Origin of the sequence: Legionella santicrucis, assembly GCF_001468135.1 — a bacterium.
Classification (GTDB): Bacteria; Pseudomonadota; Gammaproteobacteria; order Legionellales; family Legionellaceae; genus Legionella; species Legionella santicrucis.
Map to the genome: position 1 here is coordinate 267770 of NZ_LNYU01000085.1, position 21408 is coordinate 289177.

A 21408-nucleotide genomic window follows, 5' to 3' on the forward strand; every position below is an offset into this window, starting at 1 on the left:
GGTGTTAACCCTAAGAAATACCTCTCCATCTTGATAAAAGTCTTCTTATGTTTGTCAAACAAAAATTATTACCTCAGAACCTGTATAGATGTCTATGCTCTGAAATTTCTCTGGTGTATGATGCTTCTATTTGATTTTCTATAGGGGCGTTTGTATGAATGGACACACCCAAAATCGGGTAATTAGGGCTAATCGTGGAGCTGAAAAGCAAGCTAAAACTTGGTTGACAGAGGCAGCACTTCGTATGCTTTGCAATAATCTTGATCCAGATGTAGCAGAAGATCCTAATTCTTTAATTGTTTATGGAGGCCTGGGAAAAGCGGCACGTAATTGGGAATGCTTTGATAAGATTGTAGAAGTTCTTAAATCCTTAGAAGATCACCAAACTTTATTAATCCAATCAGGGAAACCAGTCGGTGTATTTACTACCCATGAAGATGCGCCGCGAGTACTCATTGCTAACTCTAATTTAGTTCCCCATTGGGCTACTTGGGAACACTTTAATGAGTTAGATAAAAAAGGGTTGATGATGTATGGACAGATGACTGCAGGCAGTTGGATTTATATTGGTTCCCAAGGTATTGTACAAGGAACCTATGAAACTTTTGTTGCTGCGGCTCGCAAACACTACGAAGGACGTTTAGAAGGCCGCTGGATTTTAACCGGTGGTTTAGGTGGTATGGGTGGAGCACAAACTTTGGCTGGCACAATGGCAGGAGCGAGTGTTTTGGCGGTTGAATGTGATTTATCAAGAATTGAGAAACGCCTTAAAACCAAATACTTAGATCGCTATACTACAGATTTAGATGAAGCTTTAAATTGGATAAACGAATCTTGTGAGAAAAAAACTCCTTTATCTGTTGCTGTGTTAGGTAATGCCGCAGAAATTTTTCCTAAGTTGGTTGAGCGTGGGGTTTCTCCAGCTTTAGTTACAGATCAAACAAGCGCCCATGATCCATTAAATGGCTATCTTCCAGCAGGTTGGTCTTTAGAGCATGCGGCTGAATTACGAAAAACTGCCCCTGAAGAAGTTGTGGCCGCAGCTAAAAAATCGATGGCAGTTCAAGTTCATGCAATGTTGCAATTTCAAAAACGAGGTATCCCTGTTTTCGATTATGGTAATAATATAAGGCAAATGGCTTTTGAGGCAGGAGAAAAAAATGCCTTTGCATTTGAAGGTTTTGTTCCAGCTTATATTCGACCACTATTTTGTGAGGGAATAGGACCTTTTAGATGGGTGGCTTTATCAGGAGATCCTGAGGATATTTATGCCACTGATGAAATGGTAAAAAAACTTATTCCGAATAATCCCCATCTGCATCATTGGTTGGATATGGCAAAAGAGAAAATTTCATTTCAAGGTTTACCAGCCAGAATCTGTTGGGTTGGTTTAAAAGATCGTGCCCGTTTAGCATTAGCATTTAATGGGATGGTTCGTAGCGGAGAACTTAAAGCACCTATTGTAATTGGTCGTGATCATCTAGACTCAGGTTCTGTAGCAAGCCCAAATCGTGAAACAGAAGGCATGATGGATGGCAGCGATGCAGTTTCTGATTGGCCCTTACTTAACGCGTTACTTAATTGTGCCAGTGGCGCAACTTGGGTTAGTATTCACCATGGAGGGGGAGTTGGTATGGGTTTTTCACAACATGCTGGCGTTGTTATTGTGGCGGACGGTACAGAAGAAGCCTCACTGCGAATAGCGCGAGTCCTGCATAATGATCCTGCTACAGGGGTGATGCGCCATGCTGATGCAGGTTATGAGATTGCGAAAAAGTGTGCTAAAGAAAATTTACTTTGGCTGCCTATGGACATTTAAAAATGTTGGCTGAGTCCAGCGTTGTTGCTGGTTATAAAGGGAAATGTCACATTTGAGAATATGCATCAAATATGGCTTTCAAGTGAGAGGTAGAAGACTCAGGGGGCAGCGATACGACCCCAATTTTTATAGCACGATTTCCCGGGTTTCGCTTCGCTGCACCCAGGCTATATGTTTTAAATAGCAAGGAGTTAATTGAATGTCTGAACATTTTATTCTTCAACCTGGAGCATTGACTTTACAGTCAATTAAGCATGTTTTAAATCAACAGCTAAAATGCACCTTAGCTGAAAATGCATTGGCGCAAATTAATGCATCGCATCAAACTGTTAAAAAAGTAATTCTTGATAAAAAGACAGTATATGGCATTAATACAGGGTTTGGCTCATTAGCTAATCAAACCATCTCTTCAGAAAACTTAAAACAATTACAAAGAAATATTGTGCTTTCTCATGCTTGTGGGACCGGTGAATTACTCTCCGATGAAATCGTTGCACTAATATTATTACTTAAAATAAATAACTTAGCACAAGGTTATTCAGGGGTGCGATTAGAGCTCATTGAAACCTTAATTTCTTTATATAATCATAGGATTTACCCCTGTATCCCATCTAAGGGTTCTGTTGGTGCTTCAGGTGATTTAGCTCCTTTAGCACATATGTCTTTACCTTTACTTGGCGTAGGAGATGTTCGTTATCAAGGGAAAAAAATAAGTGCAGTAGAAGGCTTAAAAATTGCTGGCCTAAAACCAATTGAGTTAGAAGCTAAAGAGGGGTTAGCACTTTTAAATGGATTACAAGTTTCAACAGCAATCGCTTTAACCGCATTGTTTGCTGCGGAAAATTTGTTTGAAACGGCATTGATTGCAGGGGCATTATCCGTTGATGCAGCAAATGGCAGTGACGTTCCTTTTGATGATCGCATCCAAAAGGTGAGAGGTCACGAAGCTCAACGAAGTGTGGCCGCATGTTATAGAGAATTATTAGCAGGAAGTCAGATCAGAGAGTCACACCTTGATTGTTCTCGCGTACAAGATCCCTATTCGTTACGATGTCAACCACAGATTATGGGGGCAATACTTCATCAAATTAAGTTTGTAAAGGAGACTTTACAGGTGGAGGTGAATGCTATTTCTGATAATCCCCTCGTTTTTAGTGAACAAGAACAAATTATTTCAGGCGGTAATTTTCATGGTGAAATTGTTGCTATGGCAGCTGATAATCTTGCTTTAGCTATAGCTGAAATTGGTTCTAATGCGGAACGTCGGATTGCATTACTTATTGATAAAAACTTTAGTTATTTACCGGCTTTTCTAATTAAAGAAAGTGGTTTAAATTCAGGTTTTATGATTGCTCATGTGACTGCTGCTGCATGTGCGAGCGAAAATAAAGCACTTGCTCATCCACACTCAGTGGATAGTTTACCTACTTCAGCGAATCAAGAAGATCATGTTTCTATGGCAACAAGTGCTGCAAGACGATTACATAGTATGAATGATAATACCTCAACTATTTTGGCAATTGAATTATTAGCTGCAAGTCAAGGATTAGAATTCCATAGGCCGTTAAAATCATCGCAATTATTAGAAGAAGTACATCAACGTATACGATCCGATGTAGAACCTTATGATAGTGATCGTTTCTTTGCGCCTGATATTGACATAATCAAAGAAAAAATTCTAGCAGGGAAGTTTGCGACACCTTTTTTTCACTTCTGGGATGTTGAGTAGGATCCAATGTGATTGTTGAAATTTATACTGATGGGGCGTGTAAAGGAAATCCAGGGCCTGGGGGTTGGGGGGTGCTACTCCGTTATAAGGGGCAGGAAAAGACCCTACACGGCGGAGAGGCACATACTACCAATAATCGGATGGAGCTTATGGCCGCAATTAAAGGTTTGGAAGCTCTAAAACGTTCTTGTACTGTGGATCTGTATACGGATTCTCAATATTTAAGACAGGGAATGATGGATTGGTTGCCTAATTGGAAAATGAAAGGATGGAGAAACTCCAAGAAAGAGCCCGTAAAGAACGCTGATCTTTGGATGTTGCTTGATGAGTTGGCTTCTCGTCATCAAATAAATTGGCACTGGGTTAAAGGTCACTCAGGTCATTTGGAAAATGAACTCGTTGACGCTTTGGCTAACCAAGCTATTCAAGAGTTAAGAGAGTAACGCATGAGACAAGTTGTTTTAGATACAGAAACTACAGGTATTGGGCATGAGCAAGGACATCGTGTCATAGAAATTGGTTGTGTGGAATTAATTGATAGAAAATTAACTGGAAATCATTTTCATGTTTATCTCAATCCACAACGTCTTGTTGACGAAGGAGCATTCCGTGTCCATGGAATAAGTAATGAATTCCTACAAGACAAACCTTTATTTGAAGAGGTAGCTGAGGAGTTTTGGCAGTTTATTAGTGGTGCAGAATTAATTATTCACAATGCGCCTTTTGATGTCGGTTTTTTAAACTCTGAGCTACAACATATTAACTGGAATAAGAAGCTTGAAGTTTACTGTAAGATTTTCGATACCTTAGTTTTAGCAAGAGAAAAATATCCAGGACAACGTAATAGCCTAGATGCCTTATGTAAGCGATATGGAATTGACCATTTTAATCGAGAGTTGCATGGGGCTTTACTAGATGCTGAGATTCTAGCCTTTGTTTATTTAGCAATGACTGGTGGGCAAACTAGTTTATTTGCAGAAGTTGAAGAAACCTCCATTCATGTAAACTCTAAAAGCCAAGAAACGGTTGCACTTCACTTGGAAAATTCTGTAGTTTTGCCAGCAAGCTCTGGAGAGCTTGAATTACATCAATTATTTATTGATTTTTTGCATAAAAAATCTGGAGTGAATTACTGGGAAGGCAACTAATTGTTTTTTTCTGTTTCAAGAATACAATTTGCGAGCGAGGAATTCCTGCTCTGCTCACTGTGCTCAATGACTAAAATGATTAACCGAAAAGACTTGAGTAGTTCTGTTCACCTGATTGAGTTGTTTTTTCTTCTTCGAAGATGGTTTTTGGTAAGTTAGTTGATAATAAAGAGTTTTCCCTGGGACTTTTTTGTGTTTGTTGGTGATTTACTTTACTCTTAACTGTCTTTGAACTTGTACCTAAAGATTTTGATATTACCCTGTAACTTTCTTGAGGTGGAACCGTACTATTTACCACCTTAGATTGTGAAGAACGTTTTGTTGTGCCGTATCCCAGAGCACCGCTAATTAATGCCAAGCCCCCTATTGTTGCAGTAAAAGCAATTATGTCCAATACTCCGACACTAAATGGAGCAAGTATTTCGGTGGTGCATAGACCAACTCTGATACCAATTCCAATCAACAAACCTGCAGCTGCAAGTAATCCAATAATTTTTTGTGATTTGCCATTAAGGGTGTCAATAGTGGTTGAATCTCGGTCCTCTTCAACTTTCTTGGAATAATCATATATATCTACTTTGTTCTGATTAATATCTTTCATTTTATAACTCGATAAGATTCTGTAGTCTGATTAATTTTTATAATTATATTTAATCATATTGGTATATATATGACCAACTGATTGTTTTTATATGACATATAACTTTTACAAATAAGGAATAAATGAATTTGGGATGATGTCTTTTTTAATCTTTAAGGACTCTTCAAAAAAATGGGTAAATTTACACGATTAAATGCAACATATATAGACATGCACACGTTCATATAAATGAACGTGTTATGTGCGGTGAATAATAGGCTCAGGAAATAATAATAATTTCTATCCCGAGCTCACTTTAACGTAATAGCGGTGCCCTAAGTAATCTTTATTCTTTTATTTGTCCTTTTGTTAGCTTTTTGGAATCAAATACTTAATCGCAAAATCTTTACCGATACATTCACCAAGTGTTTTTCCCCAAGTAGCAGCGGTCTCATCATTGAGTTTATCGGGGATCTTTGAATAGAGCTCTTGTTGACATTTACTGACACTTTCAGGAATTGCAGTCAGACATTGCTCGTGAGTCATTTTGATATCATCAAGTCGTTTTTTCAACTGAGCATCATTCTCGAATCCTTTACAAATAAGATCAGGTAGTAAAGGGGTAATTGATTTGAACCATTCATCTTTTGTAATACTTGTAGAAGTGCTAGATGTGCTCGTGCCTGTAGTGTCAGTGTTTGTCGTGCTAGCGGTGCTAGGGCTATCCGCTTGTGCAGTGTACGGTATAATGGTGCAACTAATAAAAATTGCTGTTACTGCAGGTATAAGTCTACGCATGATTGAATCCTTTTAAAGGTGCTCAATTAATATAGTAGAACAATTATTGCTTGATTGTACAAAAAAATCTTGTTTTGATTAAAAATTAATCTAAAATATAAAGTGAAGATGAATAATAATTAGGGAATAATTATGGAAAAACAAAATCCTATTTTATCGTCGCTAGCTTATACCTTATTCCTTCCTCTATTGTATTTTCTTTGTTTGTCTCCAGCTGATGCGAATACTTTTGTTTTCAATCCAAATACGCTTTCATGGAAAGCCATTAATTCACAAGGCAAGGTAGTTCGTACAGGAAGAGCTTCGGGAGGCAGGCGATATTGTCCCGATATACATCGAGGTTGTAAAACTCCCTCGGGCGTTTTCTCAGTTTGGAGCAAAGGTGGGCCAGGATGTGTTTCCAGTCGCTATCCTGTAGGTAAAGGTGGAGCTCCTATGCCTTATTGCATGTATTTTACTAAGAATTATGCGATACATGGTTCCTATGAAGTGCCTCATTACAACGCCAGCCACGGATGCATACGTTTGATTCCTAGTGATGCTAAGTGGCTAAGTAATAATTTTATTAAAATAGGAACTAAGGTAATTGTTTATCCTTATTGATCTGAATATTGTTCTAGTGAAACAGAATTTAATTTTCTGTTTTACTGGGCATTTTTTATTCTTCATCATCAATGCTAAATGAGGAACCACACCCACAAGTAGTTTTGGCATTTGGATTGCGGATAACAAATTGTTCGCCTTGAATCCCTTGAGTATAATCAATTTCAGCATCATGCAAATATGGATAGCTCATTGAATCAATAAGAAGTTTTACGGAGGATAATCCGTCCGAGCACTGTTGCACAATTACTGTATCATCTTCATTAATCTCTTCATCGAAACTAAATCCATATTGAAATCCGGAGCAGCCTCCGCCCGTAATAGAAATACGAAGATTCAAGTTAAAATTATTTTCCTCCTTAATCAACTCAGCCACTTTATCTGCTGCACTAACAGAAAAGCGAATGTCGCTGGTAGTAGGGGATATATCTATAGCAGCCATTTTAACTCCCGTTGTATTCATATAATTATAATCTAATTATCCTAAATTCAATTGCCGAATTTAGAATTATCTAATAATGTGTTCAATAGTAGCGCCACCCAGGCACTGGTTTTTATCATAAAAAACGATATATTGTCCTGGAGTAACAGCACGTTGTGGATTTGAAAACATCACGTAATGTTGATTCCCGTCTTCAGGAGATATCATGCATCCTTGTTCTACTTGCCTATATCTTGTTTTCGCATAACAAGTAAGTGGTAATTTATCCTTGCAATCGGCTAACCAATGAATTGGGCCGCATACAAGACCATGTGCATAAAGCATTGGATGTTGACTTCCTTGAGCTACATATAAAGTATTAGTGCCTATCTCTTTATCGACAACGTACCAAGGATCATCTGTTGTGTTTTGTAGACCACCAATGCCTAATCCTTGTCTTTGTCCTATAGTATAAAACATTAATCCATCATGTTTTCCCAATACTGTTCCTTCGGCACTCTTGATTTCTCCTGGTCGGGCCAAAATGAACTCTTGTAAGAAGGACTTAAATCGTTTTTCACCAATAAAACAAATACCTGTTGAGTCTTTCTTAGCATGTGTAACTAACCCTAACTTTTGGGCAAACTCTCTAATTTCAGGTTTTGTATAATCGCCAATGGGGAATAAGGTTTTTGCCAGAGCTTTGGGATCTACCGCATGAAGAAAGTAAGTCTGATCTTTATCTCTATCTTTTGCTTTGAATAAAAAGCCAGCATCTCCATCGATTACGTTTTTAGCATAATGTCCAGTTGCAATATAATCGGCGCCAAGTGTTAAAGCATGATTTAAAAAAGCTTTGAATTTTATTTCTTTATTACAGAGCACGTCAGGATTTGGGGTTCTTCCCTTTTCATATTCACTCAAAAAATAAGTAAATACATTTTGCCAGTATTCATTAGAAAAATTAACAGTATGTAGGGGAATTCGCAATTGATTACATACTGCTTGAGCATCAGCAAGATCTTGTGCTGCAGGACAAAATCCATCTTTATCATCTTGTTCCCAGTTTTTCATAAACAAGCCTTCGACTTGATAGCCTGCTTCTTGTAATAACCATGCTGCAACGGAAGAATCAACTCCTCCGGACATTCCAATAATAACTTTAGCTTTCATAAAATTGAGATACCGCTTAATATTAAGTGAAAAAATTTAATTTTAGTAAATTTAGTTTTATATAATAGATTTTAACTGCTTTTTCACCGTTAAAGCAAAAAATATAACATTCTAGGATAAGATAATAATGCTTCACTTACAAGAAATGGTCAAACAAGGCTCGCAAAATAGAACAATTATACTTAGTGAACGTTTACCAAATTTTATAACTGCTCCATGCCATTTGTATGTGACTTATCAGGTTGAAGCTAAGGAGGATTTTTACCTCATCCATCTTCACGTTACAGGTGAATTACCTCTTCAATGTCAGCGCTGTCTAGACGAATTTAATTTTCCATATGATAATAGGACAGTGGTTGCTGTATGTCGTAATGATGAACGTGCAGAACAGATACTTGAACATTATGAGTGTATTGTTTCTGCTAATTTACAAATAAGTTTAGAGGACGTGCTTATTGACGAATTACATCTTTATGCACCACAATTTCATGCTGAAATGAGTGATTGCAGCAGTGAAATAAATCAAATTTTGATGGGAACAAAGTGAATTTTATTGAAATTTTATTGAATTAACACTAATATTCACGCTTTATGAATGCAAATTGTTTAGGAGTAATACAATGGCTGTACAGCAAAATAAAAAATCACGCTCACGTCGTGATATGCGTCGTTCACATGATGCCTTGACTAAGCCAACGCTTTCTGTTGATGCAACTACTGGTGAAACACATCTTCGTCATCATATGACCCCAGATGGTTACTATCGTGGTAAAAAAATTATTGATACTGATACTGTATACGAACAAGAGTAATTTTCTTGAAAAATATCACCATTGCAATTGATGCGATGGGTGGGGATCATGGATTGAGCGTAGTGATTCCTGCCTGTGTTCGCGCTGCGAAAAATAATCCTGAATTAAAGCTGATACTTGTCGGGGTTCACGACAAGGTACACGCTTTTTTAAAAAAATATGGTGTATCATCTTCAGATCAATTTTCTATAGTTCATGCCTCAGAAGTAGTAACTATGGATGAATTGCCTTCACATGCATTGCGTAATAAAAAAGACTCTTCCATGAGAGTGGCAATTAATTTAGTTAAAGAAGGCATGGCGCAAGCCTGTGTTAGCGCTGGGAATACTGGCGCCTTAATGGCTACAGCACGTTTTGTTCTTAAGACTCTCCCCGGGATTGATAGACCTGCGATTGTTTCTGAATTACCAACGAAAACTGGTAGAACCTGGGTTATTGATCTAGGCGCTAATGTGGATTCTTGTGCCGAGCATTTGTTTCAGTTCGCAGTGATGGGATCCGCATTGGTACAAGCTGTTGCCAATAAACCTAAACCTAAAATCGCCTTATTAAACATTGGCGTAGAAGAAATGAAAGGAAATGATCAAGTTAAGCGTACTGCACACATGCTTGCTGAATGCTCAGTAATGAATTATGTAGGCTATGTTGAGGGAGATCATTTTTATACCGGAGAAGTGGATTTAGTAGTTTGTGATGGTTTTGTGGGGAATGTTGCTTTAAAAGCTAGTGAAGGTCTTGCAAAGCTTTTTGTGGGCTTACTCATGGAATCATTTAATAAAAACTGGTATACCAAACTTTCTGCATTAATTGCACGTCCGGCATTAAGGCATCTTAAAAGACGGTTCGATCCTTCTAGCTACAATGGAGCGAGTATGCTTGGTTTAAATGGTATAGTCGTTAAAAGTCATGGTGGTGCGAATGAACTTGGGTTTCAACATGCCATAGAGCAAGCAGTTCTTGAAGTAAAAAATAATGTGATTGATTTAGTGCGTGCTCAAATAAATGATTTTATAAATCAAGGGTTGCTGTTATGAAAAATGCTGTAATTAGTGGCACTGGAAGTTATATTCCCGAGAAACAACTTACCAATCTTGAACTGGAGTCAATGTTAGAGACCACTGATGAATGGATTGTCACCAGAACAGGCATAAGCAGTCGTAGTATTGCGCAACCTTATGAAAGTACATCATATATGGCAGCTCAAGCTGCTGAACAGGCATTGAATGCAGCAGGTTTAGATGCTAATGAAATTGATTTAATAGTGGTTGCCACCTGTACTCCAGATCATTTTTTTCCTGGAGTAGCATGCTATGTACAGCATGCTTTAAAAATTAAAAAATCCATACCTGCATTTGATGTCGGTGCCGCATGTAGTGGTTTTGTGTATGCTATGGATATTGCTAAACAATACATTATGAGTGGTGCAGCAAAACATATTCTCGTTATTGGTAGTGAAAGCATGTCCAGGGCAGTGGATTGGACTGACCGAGCAACCTGTGTTCTTTTCGGTGATGGTGCAGGCGCTGTAGTTTTAAGTGCAAGTGATCGACAAGGTATTTTAGGAAGCGTATTACATGCATCTTATGATGCTGAAAAATTATTAAACTTGAGTAATGGAACATTTGATAGCCAACGAGCCGTGATAAGTATGCGTGGTAATGAAGTTTTTAAAATCGCGGTTAAATATATGGGAGATGTTGTTGACGAGGTTTTAGAAGCGAGTCAATTGACTAAATCAGACATTCAATGGTTAATTCCCCATCAAGCAAATATGCGTATTATTTTAGCTATAGCTAAAAAGTTAGACCTGCCTATGTCTCGAGTAATTGTTACGATAGGCAGTCAAGGTAATACCTCGGCTGCTTCCATTCCTTTAGCTCTAGATCATTCTATTAAGACCAATCAGATCAAGCGAGATGAATTGTTATTGATTGAGTCGTTTGGTGGAGGAATGACTTGGGGAGCTATGGTTATTCGTTATTAATTAATTGTAAATTTAAATTAAAATCTAGTTCGGAGCTATTTTTAACATGGTAAAAACGGCGTTTGTATTTCCTGGGCAAGGATCACAATCAATAGGGATGTTGGCTGATTTTGAGTTGCAATATCCTATTGTTGTTAAGACTTTTGCTGAAGCATCAGAGGCTGTAGGCTATGACTTATGGAAACTCATACAACATGGACCTGAAGAAAAACTTAATCAAACAGAACATACTCAGGTTGCAATGCTTACTGCAGATGTTGCTATCTACAGATTGCTGATGCAACAAGGTATTGTTCAACCATGCATTATAGCGGGTCATAGCTTAGGTGAGTATGCTGCATTAGTCTGTGCTGATGCTTTATCCTTGTTTGATGCTGCTTGTTTAGTCAGTCGTAGAGGGCAAGTAATGCAAAATGCAGTGCCCTTAGGTTTAGGAGCCATGGCAGCTCTCGTAGGTTTAAGTGATGAGCAAGTAAAAAATTTATGTGATCAAGCAAGCCGAACAAATGAAGTGGTTACTCCGGCAAATTATAATGCAATTGGACAAGTTGTTGTTGCTGGTCATACTCCTGCGGTGACACGGATTTTGGGATTAGCTGAAGATGCTGGAGCTCGACTCGCTAAGATAATTCCTGTCAGTGTGCCATGCCACTGTCCTTTATTATTTGATGCAGCGGCGGTTTTTGGTGAATATTTGGCTAAAATCGAATTCAAAAAACCAAAAATTGATGTTGTTAGTAATGTGGATTTAAGTATTTATCATTCAGCAGAACATATACGTAAAAAACTGCAAGAGCAATTATATAGTCCTGTACGATGGGTTGAGACAATACAACTTTTTAAACAAAATGGTATAGAGCTTGTTCTTGAGTGTGGGCCTGGAAAAGTGCTTGGTGGGTTAATTAAACGAATAGATAGAAGTTTAAATACTATTAGTGTTTACGATAGTATTAGTCTTGAACAAGTTGAGGAACAATTTGCATAAATGGTAGAACTCTTGAAAAATTGAGCTTTGCCAACAAAACATAACAAATTATTCAACCCGTTATGTTCCTCAGACAAGCATGAATATAGGCAGGGCTGAGTGTTAAAAGAAACATTTTCTATTTAGAGGAAACTAAATGATCAATTTAGAGGGGAAAATTGCCTTAGTTACAGGAGCAAGCCGAGGAATAGGTCAAGCAATAGCTTCAAAGTTAGCACAACAAGGAGCTTTGGTTTTTGGCACAGCAACTACAGAACAAGGTGCTCAATCAATCAATGCTTATTTTGAGAAGGAAAAGTTATCTGGAAAAGGCCTAGTGCTTGATGTAACTAATTCAGAGCAAATAGAAGAGGTGATTGGGAAGTTGAGTCATGAGAATCAATCCCCTTCAATCTTAGTGAATAATGCTGGAATTACCTCTGATAATTTATTGTTACGTATGGATGATGATGAATGGTATAAGGTCATTGAAACCAATTTGAACTCCATATACAAGATGACTAAAATTTGTATAAAGTCGATGTTTAGAGCAAGATGGGGGCGAATTATTTCCATTGGCTCTGTTGTTGGCTCAAGTGGTAATTCAGGCCAAGTCAATTATACTGCTGCCAAAGCAGGTATCGTTGGTTTTAGTAAATCTTTAGCACAAGAACTAGGAAGCAGAGGAATTACTGTTAATGTTGTTGCACCTGGTTTTATTGATACTGATATGACTGCTTCATTACCCGATATGGTTAAAGAAGAAATGTTAAAAAGAATCCCTATGCGTAAGCTTGGTGAGCCATCTGATATCGCTGAAGCAGTTGCTTTTCTAGCATCAGAAAGTGCTAAATATATCACAGGTGAAACAATTCATGTCAATGGTGGCATGTATATGAATTAATGCACTTGCGTTATCTGTATAAATGAATAAACTATACCACTTCCATTTAACTTTGGCTGTTTTCTGTTGGATTAGATGCTAAATTTAAATAATTAATTGATTTAATGCGTGTAATACTTACAAATAAGTTAATTCACTGATGTTCTTGTCAAGCAGTTAAAGTTAAGTGGAAGTAGTATGGTAAAATATCTATAGTTTTTATATTTCTATCAACCGAAAGAGGAAAATCAAGTTATGAGTACAGTTGAAGAGCGTGTTCGCAAAATTGTTGTTGAACAATTGGGTGTTAAGGAAGAGGAATTAAAGAATGATGCATCATTTGTTGATGATTTAGGTGCTGATTCTTTAGATACTGTGGAATTGGTTATGGCTCTTGAAGAAGAATTTGAAACAGAAATTCCTGATGAAAAAGCTGAAAAAATTACCACAATTCAAGAAGCGATTGATTATATTGAATCTAATTTAAATAAAGAAGAAGCATAATTTGTAATAAGTCAGATACCCCTATACCAATATTCACTTGAACGGTAGGATTTGAGTTCGGGTTGTGAGGAAATTTTTCTAAGTAAGCGTAGCATACAAATTGTTACATGAGCATTGCTTAGGAAAATTTTCTCGCAAAATGTGCCAAATATTGCTGTCCCAAAATAGGGGGGCTGACCACTTACTGATTTTTTGCTTTTATCTCATCTCTTTTGCATATTGTTAAGAGATAGAGGATGTTTTAAGGAGCTTTCATTGAATAAGCGGCGTGTAGTAGTTACTGGCATGGGTATGATTACTCCTGTTGGACTTAATGTAAAAGAAGCTTGGCAAAATATACTAGCCGGCGTGAGTGGTGTCGTTTTGGCAGAAGAATTTGATCCAAATGAATACAGCACACGGATATGGGCTAAGGTTAAGAATTTTAATATTGAGGACTATGTTCCGCTTAAAGATGCTCGTAAAATGGATGTATTTACCCAATATGGTATTGCTGCAGCTGATGAAGCAATTCTGGATTCGGGTTTAAAAATAGATGCACGTTTATCAACACGTGTTGGTGTGGCAGTCGGTGCAGGTATTGGCGGTATTCAAACCATCACGAATAATCAAGATAAACTTATGGCAGGTGGAGCTCGAAAAGTTTCTCCATTTTTTATTCCGGCAGGTATTATTAACATGGTTGCCGGACAGATTTCGATTAGACATCAGCTTAAAGGTCCTAATATTTCCGTAGTTACTGCGTGTACTACCGGAACTCATAATATTGGGCTTGCTGGGCGCATGATCTCTTATGGTGATGCTGATGTTATGGTATGTGGTGGAGCGGAAATGACCTTAACTCCACTGTGTTTAGCTGGGTTCTCTGCCGTACGTTCTTTATCTAAACGTAATGATGAGCCAGAGAAAGCATCGCGACCTTTCGACAAAGACAGAGATGGTTTTGTTATGGGGGAAGGGGCTGGTGTTCTAGTGTTGGAAGAATATGAACACGCGAAAGCTCGTGGTGCAAAAATTTATGCAGAGCTTGTAGGCTTCGGTATGTCTGGGGATGCGTATCATATAACTGCACCTGATGAAGATGCTGATGGTGCCGCACGTGCAATGGAAGCGGCTTTACATGATGCGCATATTGATGTAGAACAAGTTGATTACATTAATGCGCACGGTACATCAACTTATCTAAACGATTTAAATGAAACAAAAGCGATTAAGCGAATATTCAAACAACATGCTTATGAGTTAGCTGTCAGCTCTACTAAATCGATGACGGGTCATTTACTAGGTGCTGCTGGAGCAGTGGAAGCGATATTCAGTATTTTGGCAATAAGAGATCAAATTGTCCCACCAACCATTAATTTGGATAATCCAGATGAGGGATGTGATTTGAATTATGTGCCTCATACTCCTCAAAAAAGAGATGTTAATTATGTTCTTAGCAATTCCTTAGGTTTTGGCGGAACTAATGGTAGTCTCTTATTTAAACGGATCTAAATGGCATTTTTAAGACATAAAAAGTGGTTATTCTCTATTGCAATACTGTTTTTTATGTCTTGCCTGTTTTTTCTTGTGTCTATCTATATTCAGATAGCAAAACCGCTCGTTCCTATTCAAGGGGTACCGGTGGTCATCACTCTTGATCGGACTACTACTGCCTCACAATTTGTGCAAATCCTAAAGGAAAGAAATTTAATTTCTGCGGGATCACCCCTGCTCGTGGTGATTCGGTTCACAGGTCTTTCGTCACAACTCAAAGCAGGAGTATATCAAATAAACCCTGGTGAAACGGCACTACAATTGCTTCATCGAGTTGTAGATGGAGATGTTTTAACACAAAAATTTACAATTATTGCAGGAACTACCCAACAAAAAGTGACGCAGGATTTAACAAAAGCAGCTTATCTACACTATCAAGCTAGTGATTGGAATAATATAAAAGGTAATTATCCTAATGCTGAGGGATTGCTGCTTGCAGATACTTACCAGTATCAAGGTGGGAGTAGTAGTAAGAGTTTATTAGAATATGCACATCGTAATTTAATTAACTATTTGAATAAAAGTTGGGCTAATAGAGCGCCTCATTTACCTTATAAAACTCCTTATGAATTGCTTACAGCAGCTTCGATTATCGAAAAGGAAACTGCTATTGCACAAGAGCGAAAGCTCATTTCTGGAGTAATGATTAACCGCTTAAATAAAAATATGCCATTGCAGATGGATCCTACTGTAATCTATGGTTTAGGTGCTGCATACACGGGAAAACTATCTCATGATGATATGCAAATTGATTCACCCTATAACTCATATCGTTATAGAGGTTTGCCACCAACTCCCATTGCTATGGTAGGTAAAGAGTCTTTGGATGCAGCGGCTCATCCTCAACTGTCTAATTATTTATATTTTGTTGCTAGAGGAGATGGAACCCATCAGTTTTCAGAAACTTATCAGCAGCAAAAGCAAGCAATTAACCAATATAAACGAAAGGATTTCTAAATGATCTCTTCAAAGGGGAAGTTAATTGTTATCGAAGGATTAGAGGGGGCAGGAAAATCCACGGCAGTAAATACAGTAATCGACCTTTTGGCCGAAAGACAGATTAAGACGATTACTACACGTGAGCCTGGGGGGACGGCTATCGGTGAGATTTTACGTAACCTAATAAAGAATCCTGAGTATCATGATGTTTTAGATGATCGAAGTGAATTATTACTTCTTTATACCGCAAGAATCCAATTATTGAGACAAGTTATTGAGCCTGCACTGCAAAATGGTATTTGGGTTATTGCTGATCGATTTGAATTGTCAACCATGGCTTATCAAGGTGGAGGTCGAGGGTTGGATCAGGAGATGATTAGTCATCTGTCTTCTTTTTCATTACAAGGGTTGAAACCTGATTTGACTGTGTATTTAGATATTAGTCCTGAGGAGGGGATGCAACGAGTTAAATCGAGAGGGGAACTTGATAGAATCGAACAACAATCAATCGAATTTTTTCATCGAGTGCATGATAGTTATCTCCAACATATCAAAATGAATCCCTATATAGTGAGTATTGATGCAACACTTCCATTAAAAAAAGTACAGATGGCGATTCAAAAAGCAATAAATGAGTTTATAGAGCATCAAATATGATCGCTTATGCCCCAAAAGAAGAAAAATATTTATCTCAATGGAAGCAGATTCAATTATCGTGGCAAAAGGAGCGTATACCCCAAGGAATGTTATTTGTTGGTTCATTAGATTGTGCTTTAATTGATTTTATTCGGAAATTTTCTCAATTCGTTTTTTGTAAAAAAGAAACAAAACCGTGTGGTGAATGTATTGATTGCCGAATGGTTCTCTGTTCTGAGCATCCTGATCTGAGGTGGGTTAAGCCAGAAAAAAAAGGAGGACCAATAAAAATTGATTCCATAAGAGAGCTACACGATTATTCTTATTTAACACCACAACGAGCAAATCATCGTTTGATTGTGATTGAATCAGCCGAACGCATGAATATCTCTGCAGCAAATTCACTATTAAAAATTTTGGAAGAACCTGCTCAACATATTTTATTTTTACTGGTGGCACAGCAGTTGAGTACAGTATTACCAACAGTTCTAAGCCGATGCCAGATAATGCATTTTGCATCGTATGTTGATTTATCTACCTTAAATTTTCTGCAGTTGGCAGAGCTCTACCCCCAAGAATCAGAACAAACTGTAATTATAAATCAAGCAGAATTTGTCTTAGATGGTTTGATTTCTGTGATTAAAGAAAAGACACATCCGTGTATGGTTGCTGCTCAATGGGGCCAATTTGAGATTAATTCTTTATTGTGGTTTTTGTATTTGGTTTATTCACAAATACAAATAATACAAATTAATGGAGTTATTAATGTTGGACCTGCAACTCAACAATTGCAAAGCTTAGCAACTTTATTAAGTCCCGTTATGATTTTTGCTCAAATTGATAGAATAAACGCATTGCAGAGAAAGTTAAGCCATAATATTAATGTGAATCAAACTTTAGCCTTAGAGGATCTATTGTTGGCTATTCACAGTGAATAGTTATAATAAGAAGAATGGATTGCATTTTTGATTTATGAAATAAGGAAATCAAATATGGATAAACAACAGATTAACTGTATCTTTCCTAACGAATCAGCGCTGTATGCGGCATATATGCCTTTTGTAAAAAATGGTGGTGTATTTATTCGTACGAATCACAAGATTGAGTTTGGAGCAATGGTTAGTTTATCAATAAAATTAATGGATGAGGATGAGTGTTTCGATGTTGATGGAAAAGTAGTATGGATTACACCTAAAGGAGCTCAAGGTAATAAGATTCCTGGAATAGGGGTACAGTTTATGGGAGAAAATAGCCGTAATTTGTGCAATAAAATAGAGACCTGTTTAGCTGGCATGTTAAAATCATCTCAGATAACAGATACAATTTAGTTGGTTTTGAAATAACAAAGCTCTGAAGAAGCTTCATTATTCTAAGCCATTTTATGCTATTTAATGAGGTCATCCCCATGTTAGTTGATTCGCATTGTCATTTGAATTTTATTGATTTAACTGATTTTAATCATGATATTTCAAATGTTTTAGCACAAGCAAAAGCCAATGATGTGGCGCATTTTTTATGTGTTTGTGTGGAGTTGGCTGATTATGTACAATTAGAAAATCTTGCCATGAATTACTCCAATATTAGTATTTCTGTTGGTGTTCACCCAAATAGTGAAATAGATTTTCCTATTACTTCTGAAATGTTGTGTGATTTAGCTGTGAATCCTGCATGTATTGCAATTGGCGAAACAGGATTGGATTATTATCGAACACATACAGAGGAGGCACGAGAAATACAGCGCCATCGTTTTAAAGAGCATATTAAAGCTGCCTTAAAAACTGCAAAACCCCTGATTATTCATACTCGTGAAGCAGCAGATGATACAATCGCACTGATGATAGAAGAAAATGCAGATCAAATTGGCGGGGTCATGCATTGTTTTGCGGAGAGTTTAGATATAGCCCATAAAGCTATGGATCTTAATTTTTATATTTCATTTTCAGGTATCCTTACTTTTAAAAATGCAACCGCTCTTCAAGAGGTTGCTCGACAAATACCCTTAAATCGAATACTTATAGAAACAGATTCACCTTATCTAGCGCCAGTTCCTTATCGTGGCAAACAAAACCATCCTGCTTTAGTGAAATATGTAGCAGAAGCTCTAGCAGAACTGCGTGGGATGAAATTTGAAGAAATTGCGGCGATAACAACAGAAAATTTTTATAATTGTTTCAAACTGAGGAATAGCTAATGAGTTTATATATAGGCTTAATGTCTGGAACAAGTATGGACGGTATTGATGCGGCACTGGTTGATATCTCTAAAAATAAGTTACTTTTGGGCAACACCATAAGATATAGTGATGAAGTCAAAAATCGCATTAATACTCTGTTGGATGGCTCAAATATAAGTCTTGCTTCTATTTGTCAATTAAATACATTAATCGGAAAAGAATTTGCACGTGCTGTCAATGAGCTGTTACAAGAAGCTCGATTATCCTCCAGTGATATTTGTGCTATAGGAAGTCACGGCCAAACGGTTTGCCACGATACTAATTGCGCTATACCATATACATTGCAATTAGGATGTGCTCATACTATTTCTACATTAACCGGCATTACTGTGGTCGCTGATTTCAGAACTCGAGATATAGTACTTGGAGGGCAGGGGGCTCCTTTTGCACCAATTTATCACCAAGAACTATTTAAACATGATAATAATCATATAGCTGTAGTTAATGTGGGTGGTATTGCTAACATTACGCTGATTCACCCCAATGAACCTATTAAAGGATGGGATGTTGGCCCTGGAAATTGTTTAATGGATGCATGGATTATGAAGCATCAAGGGAAACCTTACGATGCTCATGGTGGTTGGGCGCAGCAGGGAGACGTTATTGAACCTCTGCTTACAACCTTAATGGCAGATCCTTTTGTCCATCTTTCAGCACCAAAGAGTATAGGTAAAGAGTACTTTTCTTTAGCATGGTTAGAAGGTCATTTACGCAATGAATATAAGCCCGTAGATGTGCAAAAAACATTGCTGTTATTTACCGCAAAAACGATTGCTAATAGTCTTTTAACAGAAGAAAACTATGTTGAGAAGTTGTACTTATGTGGAGGCGGTACACATAATCTTGCTTTATTAGATATGCTTAATCAGCTATTGCCTGAAACAGAAGTGAAGAGTATTGCAGAGGTAGGCATAAGTCCTGACCATTTAGAGGCAATGATGTTTGCTTGGCTAGCTGCGCAAACAATAAATTATACTCCCCTAGATTTAAGAACGATAACCGGATCAACGCATCCTACTCTATTAGGTGCAATTTATCCTATAACAAAATAAGTCGAAACAAACCTAGCGTTTGTTGGTATTTCCATTTATTTCTCTAAATTTCTCAGGGTTTATGCTGAGAAACCACTGCTATTTCTCAAAGACTCTATTAAAATCGTTTCGATTACTTGATCTGGATAAAATTCAAACAATTTTGAGCGAGAGTTTTACTTTAGACAAAATATTACAGAATATTTTATATTCTATTGAGTGGTAATTGCCTTTATATACTAGAATCATATTGACAAAGTAAATATGTATAAGCTTAAATGTGGAATTTTTCAAACGGAGTGACCTTAAATTGAGCTCATATGGTATTGATAATGCACATCAAGGAGCGAATGCTCGACTTGGAACAGCATATTTTATTTTTTTTCTAGCTGCCTCATTTTATTTATATGAATTCATTCTTCAAGTAGCGCCAAGTGTTATGGCGGAATCGATGATGAAAACCTTTGGTGTTACAGGGCAGGGATTTGGTTTTATTTCAGCTTTTTACTTCTATGCGTATGCACCAACCCAATTGCCAGCAGGGGTATTATACGATCGTTATGGTCCACGCAAGTTAATGACTTTTGCCATTATTTTATGTGCTTTGGGTTCCGCTTTTTTTGCGTCAACGGATAGTATATTTACTGCTTGTATCGGTAGATTTCTTATTGGAATTGGTTCTGCTTTTTCTTTCATAGGTGTTTTGGTTCTTTTATCTCGTTGGTTTCCTCCTTATTATTTTGCGATTTTGGCAGGAGTTGCTCAGTTAATGAGTTCAGTAGGCGCTATATTTGGAGAAATGCCATTAGCCTATTTGATTGAGGGAGTTGGCTGGCGTAATGCAAGTTTTATTTTATCCTTTATTGGTTTTATATTAGCGATATTTTTTTGGTTTTTTATTCGTGATTATCCGCATCAGCAAAATCAACCTATACCTGAACATTATCTGCGTGAAGAATGGAAGCGGCTTGTTGCAGTATGCAAACATAGTTATACCTGGATAATAGGGGGATATGCTTTTGCTATTTGGACTCCAATTGCTGTTTTTGCTGCCCTTTGGGGTGTTCCTTATTTACAAGAAAAATTTCAAATTAGTGTTGTTGCTGCTTCAGGTCTCTGCAGTTTGATTTGGATTGGTATAGGAGTAGGTAGTCCTCTTCTTGGTTGGCTCAGTGATCGAATTGAAAGCCGTCGCATAGCATTGATTCTTAGTTCTGTTTTAGGTTTATTGGCAACCTTAGTATTATTGTATGTTCCGGGATTAACCTATGGATGGGCTCCATTGATATTGTTTGTACTTGGATTGGGAGCTGGAGGACAAACCGTGAGCTTTGCTGTAGTTAAAGAAAATAATCCTCTAGAGCTTGTTGGTACTGCCTCAGGGTTTAATAATCTTTCTGTACTAATTGGTGGGGCAATATTTCAACCCTTAGTTGGTTATATATTGCAACATACTCATTCTTGGCATTTGGTTAATGGAGTTCATGTATACAGTATTGAAAGTTATCAAGTTTCCTTGATAGTTATGCCCATATGCTTTTTAGCCAGTTTGCTTATTGCCGCTTTCTTGCTTAAGGAATCCCATCCTGCGCATCATAATCAACATAATTAGTCA

General features: G+C 37.4%; 24 protein-coding genes. 20 read left to right on the plus strand and 4 right to left on the minus strand.

The window, feature by feature from the left end; genetic code table 11:
- Window positions 1-154 precede the first annotated feature (154 nt).
- The 4 genes from hutU to dnaQ all read left to right on the plus strand — a co-directional run bounded on the left by hutU (window position 155) and on the right by dnaQ (window position 4696).
- Window positions 155-1819: a urocanate hydratase gene (gene hutU, locus Lsan_RS16565; protein WP_058515226.1), complete on the plus strand. Its 1665-nt coding sequence runs from the start codon at window positions 155-157 to the stop codon at window positions 1817-1819.
- 199 nt (window positions 1820-2018) lie between these two features.
- Entirely contained in the window at window positions 2019-3548 is a 1530-nt protein-coding gene (hutH, locus tag Lsan_RS16570) for a histidine ammonia-lyase (RefSeq protein ID WP_058515227.1), read from the plus strand.
- An 8-nt stretch (window positions 3549-3556) separates the two neighbouring features.
- The gene (gene rnhA / locus Lsan_RS16575) at window positions 3557-3991 is read left to right on the plus strand and encodes a ribonuclease HI (RefSeq protein WP_058515228.1); all 435 of its coding nucleotides are present in this window, start codon (window positions 3557-3559) and stop codon (window positions 3989-3991) included.
- 3 nt (window positions 3992-3994) lie between these two features.
- Window positions 3995-4696, plus strand: coding sequence for a DNA polymerase III subunit epsilon (dnaQ, locus tag Lsan_RS16580; protein WP_058515229.1), 702 nt, complete (start codon window positions 3995-3997; stop codon window positions 4694-4696).
- A gap of 79 nt (window positions 4697-4775) precedes the next feature.
- On the opposite strand, the gene Lsan_RS16585 is transcribed toward dnaQ, so the two are convergent.
- Together Lsan_RS16585 and Lsan_RS16590 are read right to left on the minus strand one after the other, a co-directional pair.
- Window positions 4776-5297 carry a hypothetical protein gene (locus tag Lsan_RS16585; RefSeq protein WP_058515230.1) on the minus strand — a complete coding sequence of 174 codons (522 nt, stop codon included), beginning with the start codon at window positions 5295-5297 and terminating at the stop codon, window positions 4776-4778.
- A gap of 348 nt (window positions 5298-5645) precedes the next feature.
- On the minus strand, window positions 5646-6074 hold the full coding sequence (locus Lsan_RS16590; protein WP_058515231.1) for a hypothetical protein: 429 nt from the start codon (window positions 6072-6074) through the stop codon (window positions 5646-5648).
- A 132-nt stretch (window positions 6075-6206) separates the two neighbouring features.
- Between Lsan_RS16590 and Lsan_RS16595 the strand changes: the two genes are divergently transcribed.
- Window positions 6207-6677, plus strand: coding sequence for a L,D-transpeptidase (locus Lsan_RS16595; RefSeq protein ID WP_058515232.1), 471 nt, complete (start codon window positions 6207-6209; stop codon window positions 6675-6677).
- Between the two features lie 55 nt (window positions 6678-6732).
- Here the strand turns inward: Lsan_RS16595 and erpA are convergent, their stop codons facing one another.
- Both erpA and mnmA read right to left on the minus strand, forming a co-directional pair.
- Window positions 6733-7119 (minus strand): iron-sulfur cluster insertion protein ErpA, encoded by a 387-nt coding sequence (gene erpA / locus Lsan_RS16600; protein WP_058515233.1) that lies wholly within the window; start codon window positions 7117-7119, stop codon window positions 6733-6735.
- A 66-nt stretch (window positions 7120-7185) separates the two neighbouring features.
- Window positions 7186-8271, minus strand: a complete 1086-nt coding sequence (gene mnmA, locus Lsan_RS16605) for a tRNA 2-thiouridine(34) synthase MnmA (RefSeq protein WP_058515234.1) — start codon at window positions 8269-8271, stop codon at window positions 7186-7188.
- 127 nt (window positions 8272-8398) lie between these two features.
- On the opposite strand from mnmA, the gene Lsan_RS16610 reads away from it, so the two are divergent.
- The 15 genes from Lsan_RS16610 to Lsan_RS16680 all read left to right on the plus strand — a co-directional run bounded on the left by Lsan_RS16610 (window position 8399) and on the right by Lsan_RS16680 (window position 21405).
- Entirely contained in the window at window positions 8399-8818 is a 420-nt protein-coding gene (locus Lsan_RS16610; RefSeq protein WP_058515235.1) for a YceD family protein, read from the plus strand.
- A 73-nt stretch (window positions 8819-8891) separates the two neighbouring features.
- Entirely contained in the window at window positions 8892-9083 is a 192-nt protein-coding gene (rpmF, locus tag Lsan_RS16615; RefSeq protein ID WP_003631757.1) for a 50S ribosomal protein L32, read from the plus strand.
- Window positions 9084-9088: 5 nt separating this feature from the next.
- Entirely contained in the window at window positions 9089-10117 is a 1029-nt protein-coding gene (plsX, locus tag Lsan_RS16620; protein WP_058515236.1) for a phosphate acyltransferase PlsX, read from the plus strand.
- A complete protein-coding gene (locus Lsan_RS16625; protein WP_058515237.1) occupies window positions 10114-11067 on the plus strand; it encodes a beta-ketoacyl-ACP synthase III in 954 nt (317 codons plus the stop codon). The genes plsX and Lsan_RS16625 overlap by 4 nt, the downstream gene beginning before the upstream one ends.
- A gap of 46 nt (window positions 11068-11113) precedes the next feature.
- Window positions 11114-12052 (plus strand): ACP S-malonyltransferase, encoded by a 939-nt coding sequence (gene fabD / locus Lsan_RS16630; RefSeq protein WP_058515238.1) that lies wholly within the window; start codon window positions 11114-11116, stop codon window positions 12050-12052.
- Window positions 12053-12188: 136 nt separating this feature from the next.
- Window positions 12189-12935: a 3-oxoacyl-ACP reductase FabG gene (gene fabG, locus Lsan_RS16635; RefSeq protein WP_058515239.1), complete on the plus strand. Its 747-nt coding sequence runs from the start codon at window positions 12189-12191 to the stop codon at window positions 12933-12935.
- Between the two features lie 234 nt (window positions 12936-13169).
- On the plus strand, window positions 13170-13418 hold the full coding sequence (gene acpP, locus Lsan_RS16640) for an acyl carrier protein (RefSeq protein WP_003631752.1): 249 nt from the start codon (window positions 13170-13172) through the stop codon (window positions 13416-13418).
- 255 nt (window positions 13419-13673) lie between these two features.
- A complete protein-coding gene (fabF, locus tag Lsan_RS16645) occupies window positions 13674-14912 on the plus strand; it encodes a beta-ketoacyl-ACP synthase II (RefSeq protein ID WP_058515240.1) in 1239 nt (412 codons plus the stop codon).
- A complete protein-coding gene (gene mltG, locus Lsan_RS16650) occupies window positions 14913-15911 on the plus strand; it encodes an endolytic transglycosylase MltG (protein WP_058515241.1) in 999 nt (332 codons plus the stop codon).
- Complete coding sequence (tmk, locus tag Lsan_RS16655; protein WP_058515242.1) at window positions 15912-16550, plus strand: dTMP kinase; 639 nt, start codon at window positions 15912-15914, stop codon at window positions 16548-16550.
- Window positions 16547-17467: a DNA polymerase III subunit delta' C-terminal domain-containing protein gene (locus tag Lsan_RS16660; protein ID WP_058515243.1), complete on the plus strand. Its 921-nt coding sequence runs from the start codon at window positions 16547-16549 to the stop codon at window positions 17465-17467. The genes tmk and Lsan_RS16660 overlap by 4 nt, the downstream gene beginning before the upstream one ends.
- Window positions 17468-17521: 54 nt before the next feature.
- Window positions 17522-17857, plus strand: a complete 336-nt coding sequence (locus tag Lsan_RS16665) for a PilZ domain-containing protein (protein WP_058515244.1) — start codon at window positions 17522-17524, stop codon at window positions 17855-17857.
- A 77-nt stretch (window positions 17858-17934) separates the two neighbouring features.
- Window positions 17935-18720: a TatD family hydrolase gene (locus tag Lsan_RS16670; RefSeq protein WP_058515245.1), complete on the plus strand. Its 786-nt coding sequence runs from the start codon at window positions 17935-17937 to the stop codon at window positions 18718-18720.
- Window positions 18720-19814 (plus strand): anhydro-N-acetylmuramic acid kinase, encoded by a 1095-nt coding sequence (locus Lsan_RS16675; protein ID WP_058515246.1) that lies wholly within the window; start codon window positions 18720-18722, stop codon window positions 19812-19814. The genes Lsan_RS16670 and Lsan_RS16675 overlap by 1 nt, the downstream gene beginning before the upstream one ends.
- Window positions 19815-20103: 289 nt before the next feature.
- Window positions 20104-21405 carry an MFS transporter gene (locus Lsan_RS16680; RefSeq protein WP_058515247.1) on the plus strand — a complete coding sequence of 434 codons (1302 nt, stop codon included), beginning with the start codon at window positions 20104-20106 and terminating at the stop codon, window positions 21403-21405.
- Window positions 21406-21408: the final 3 nt, after the last annotated feature.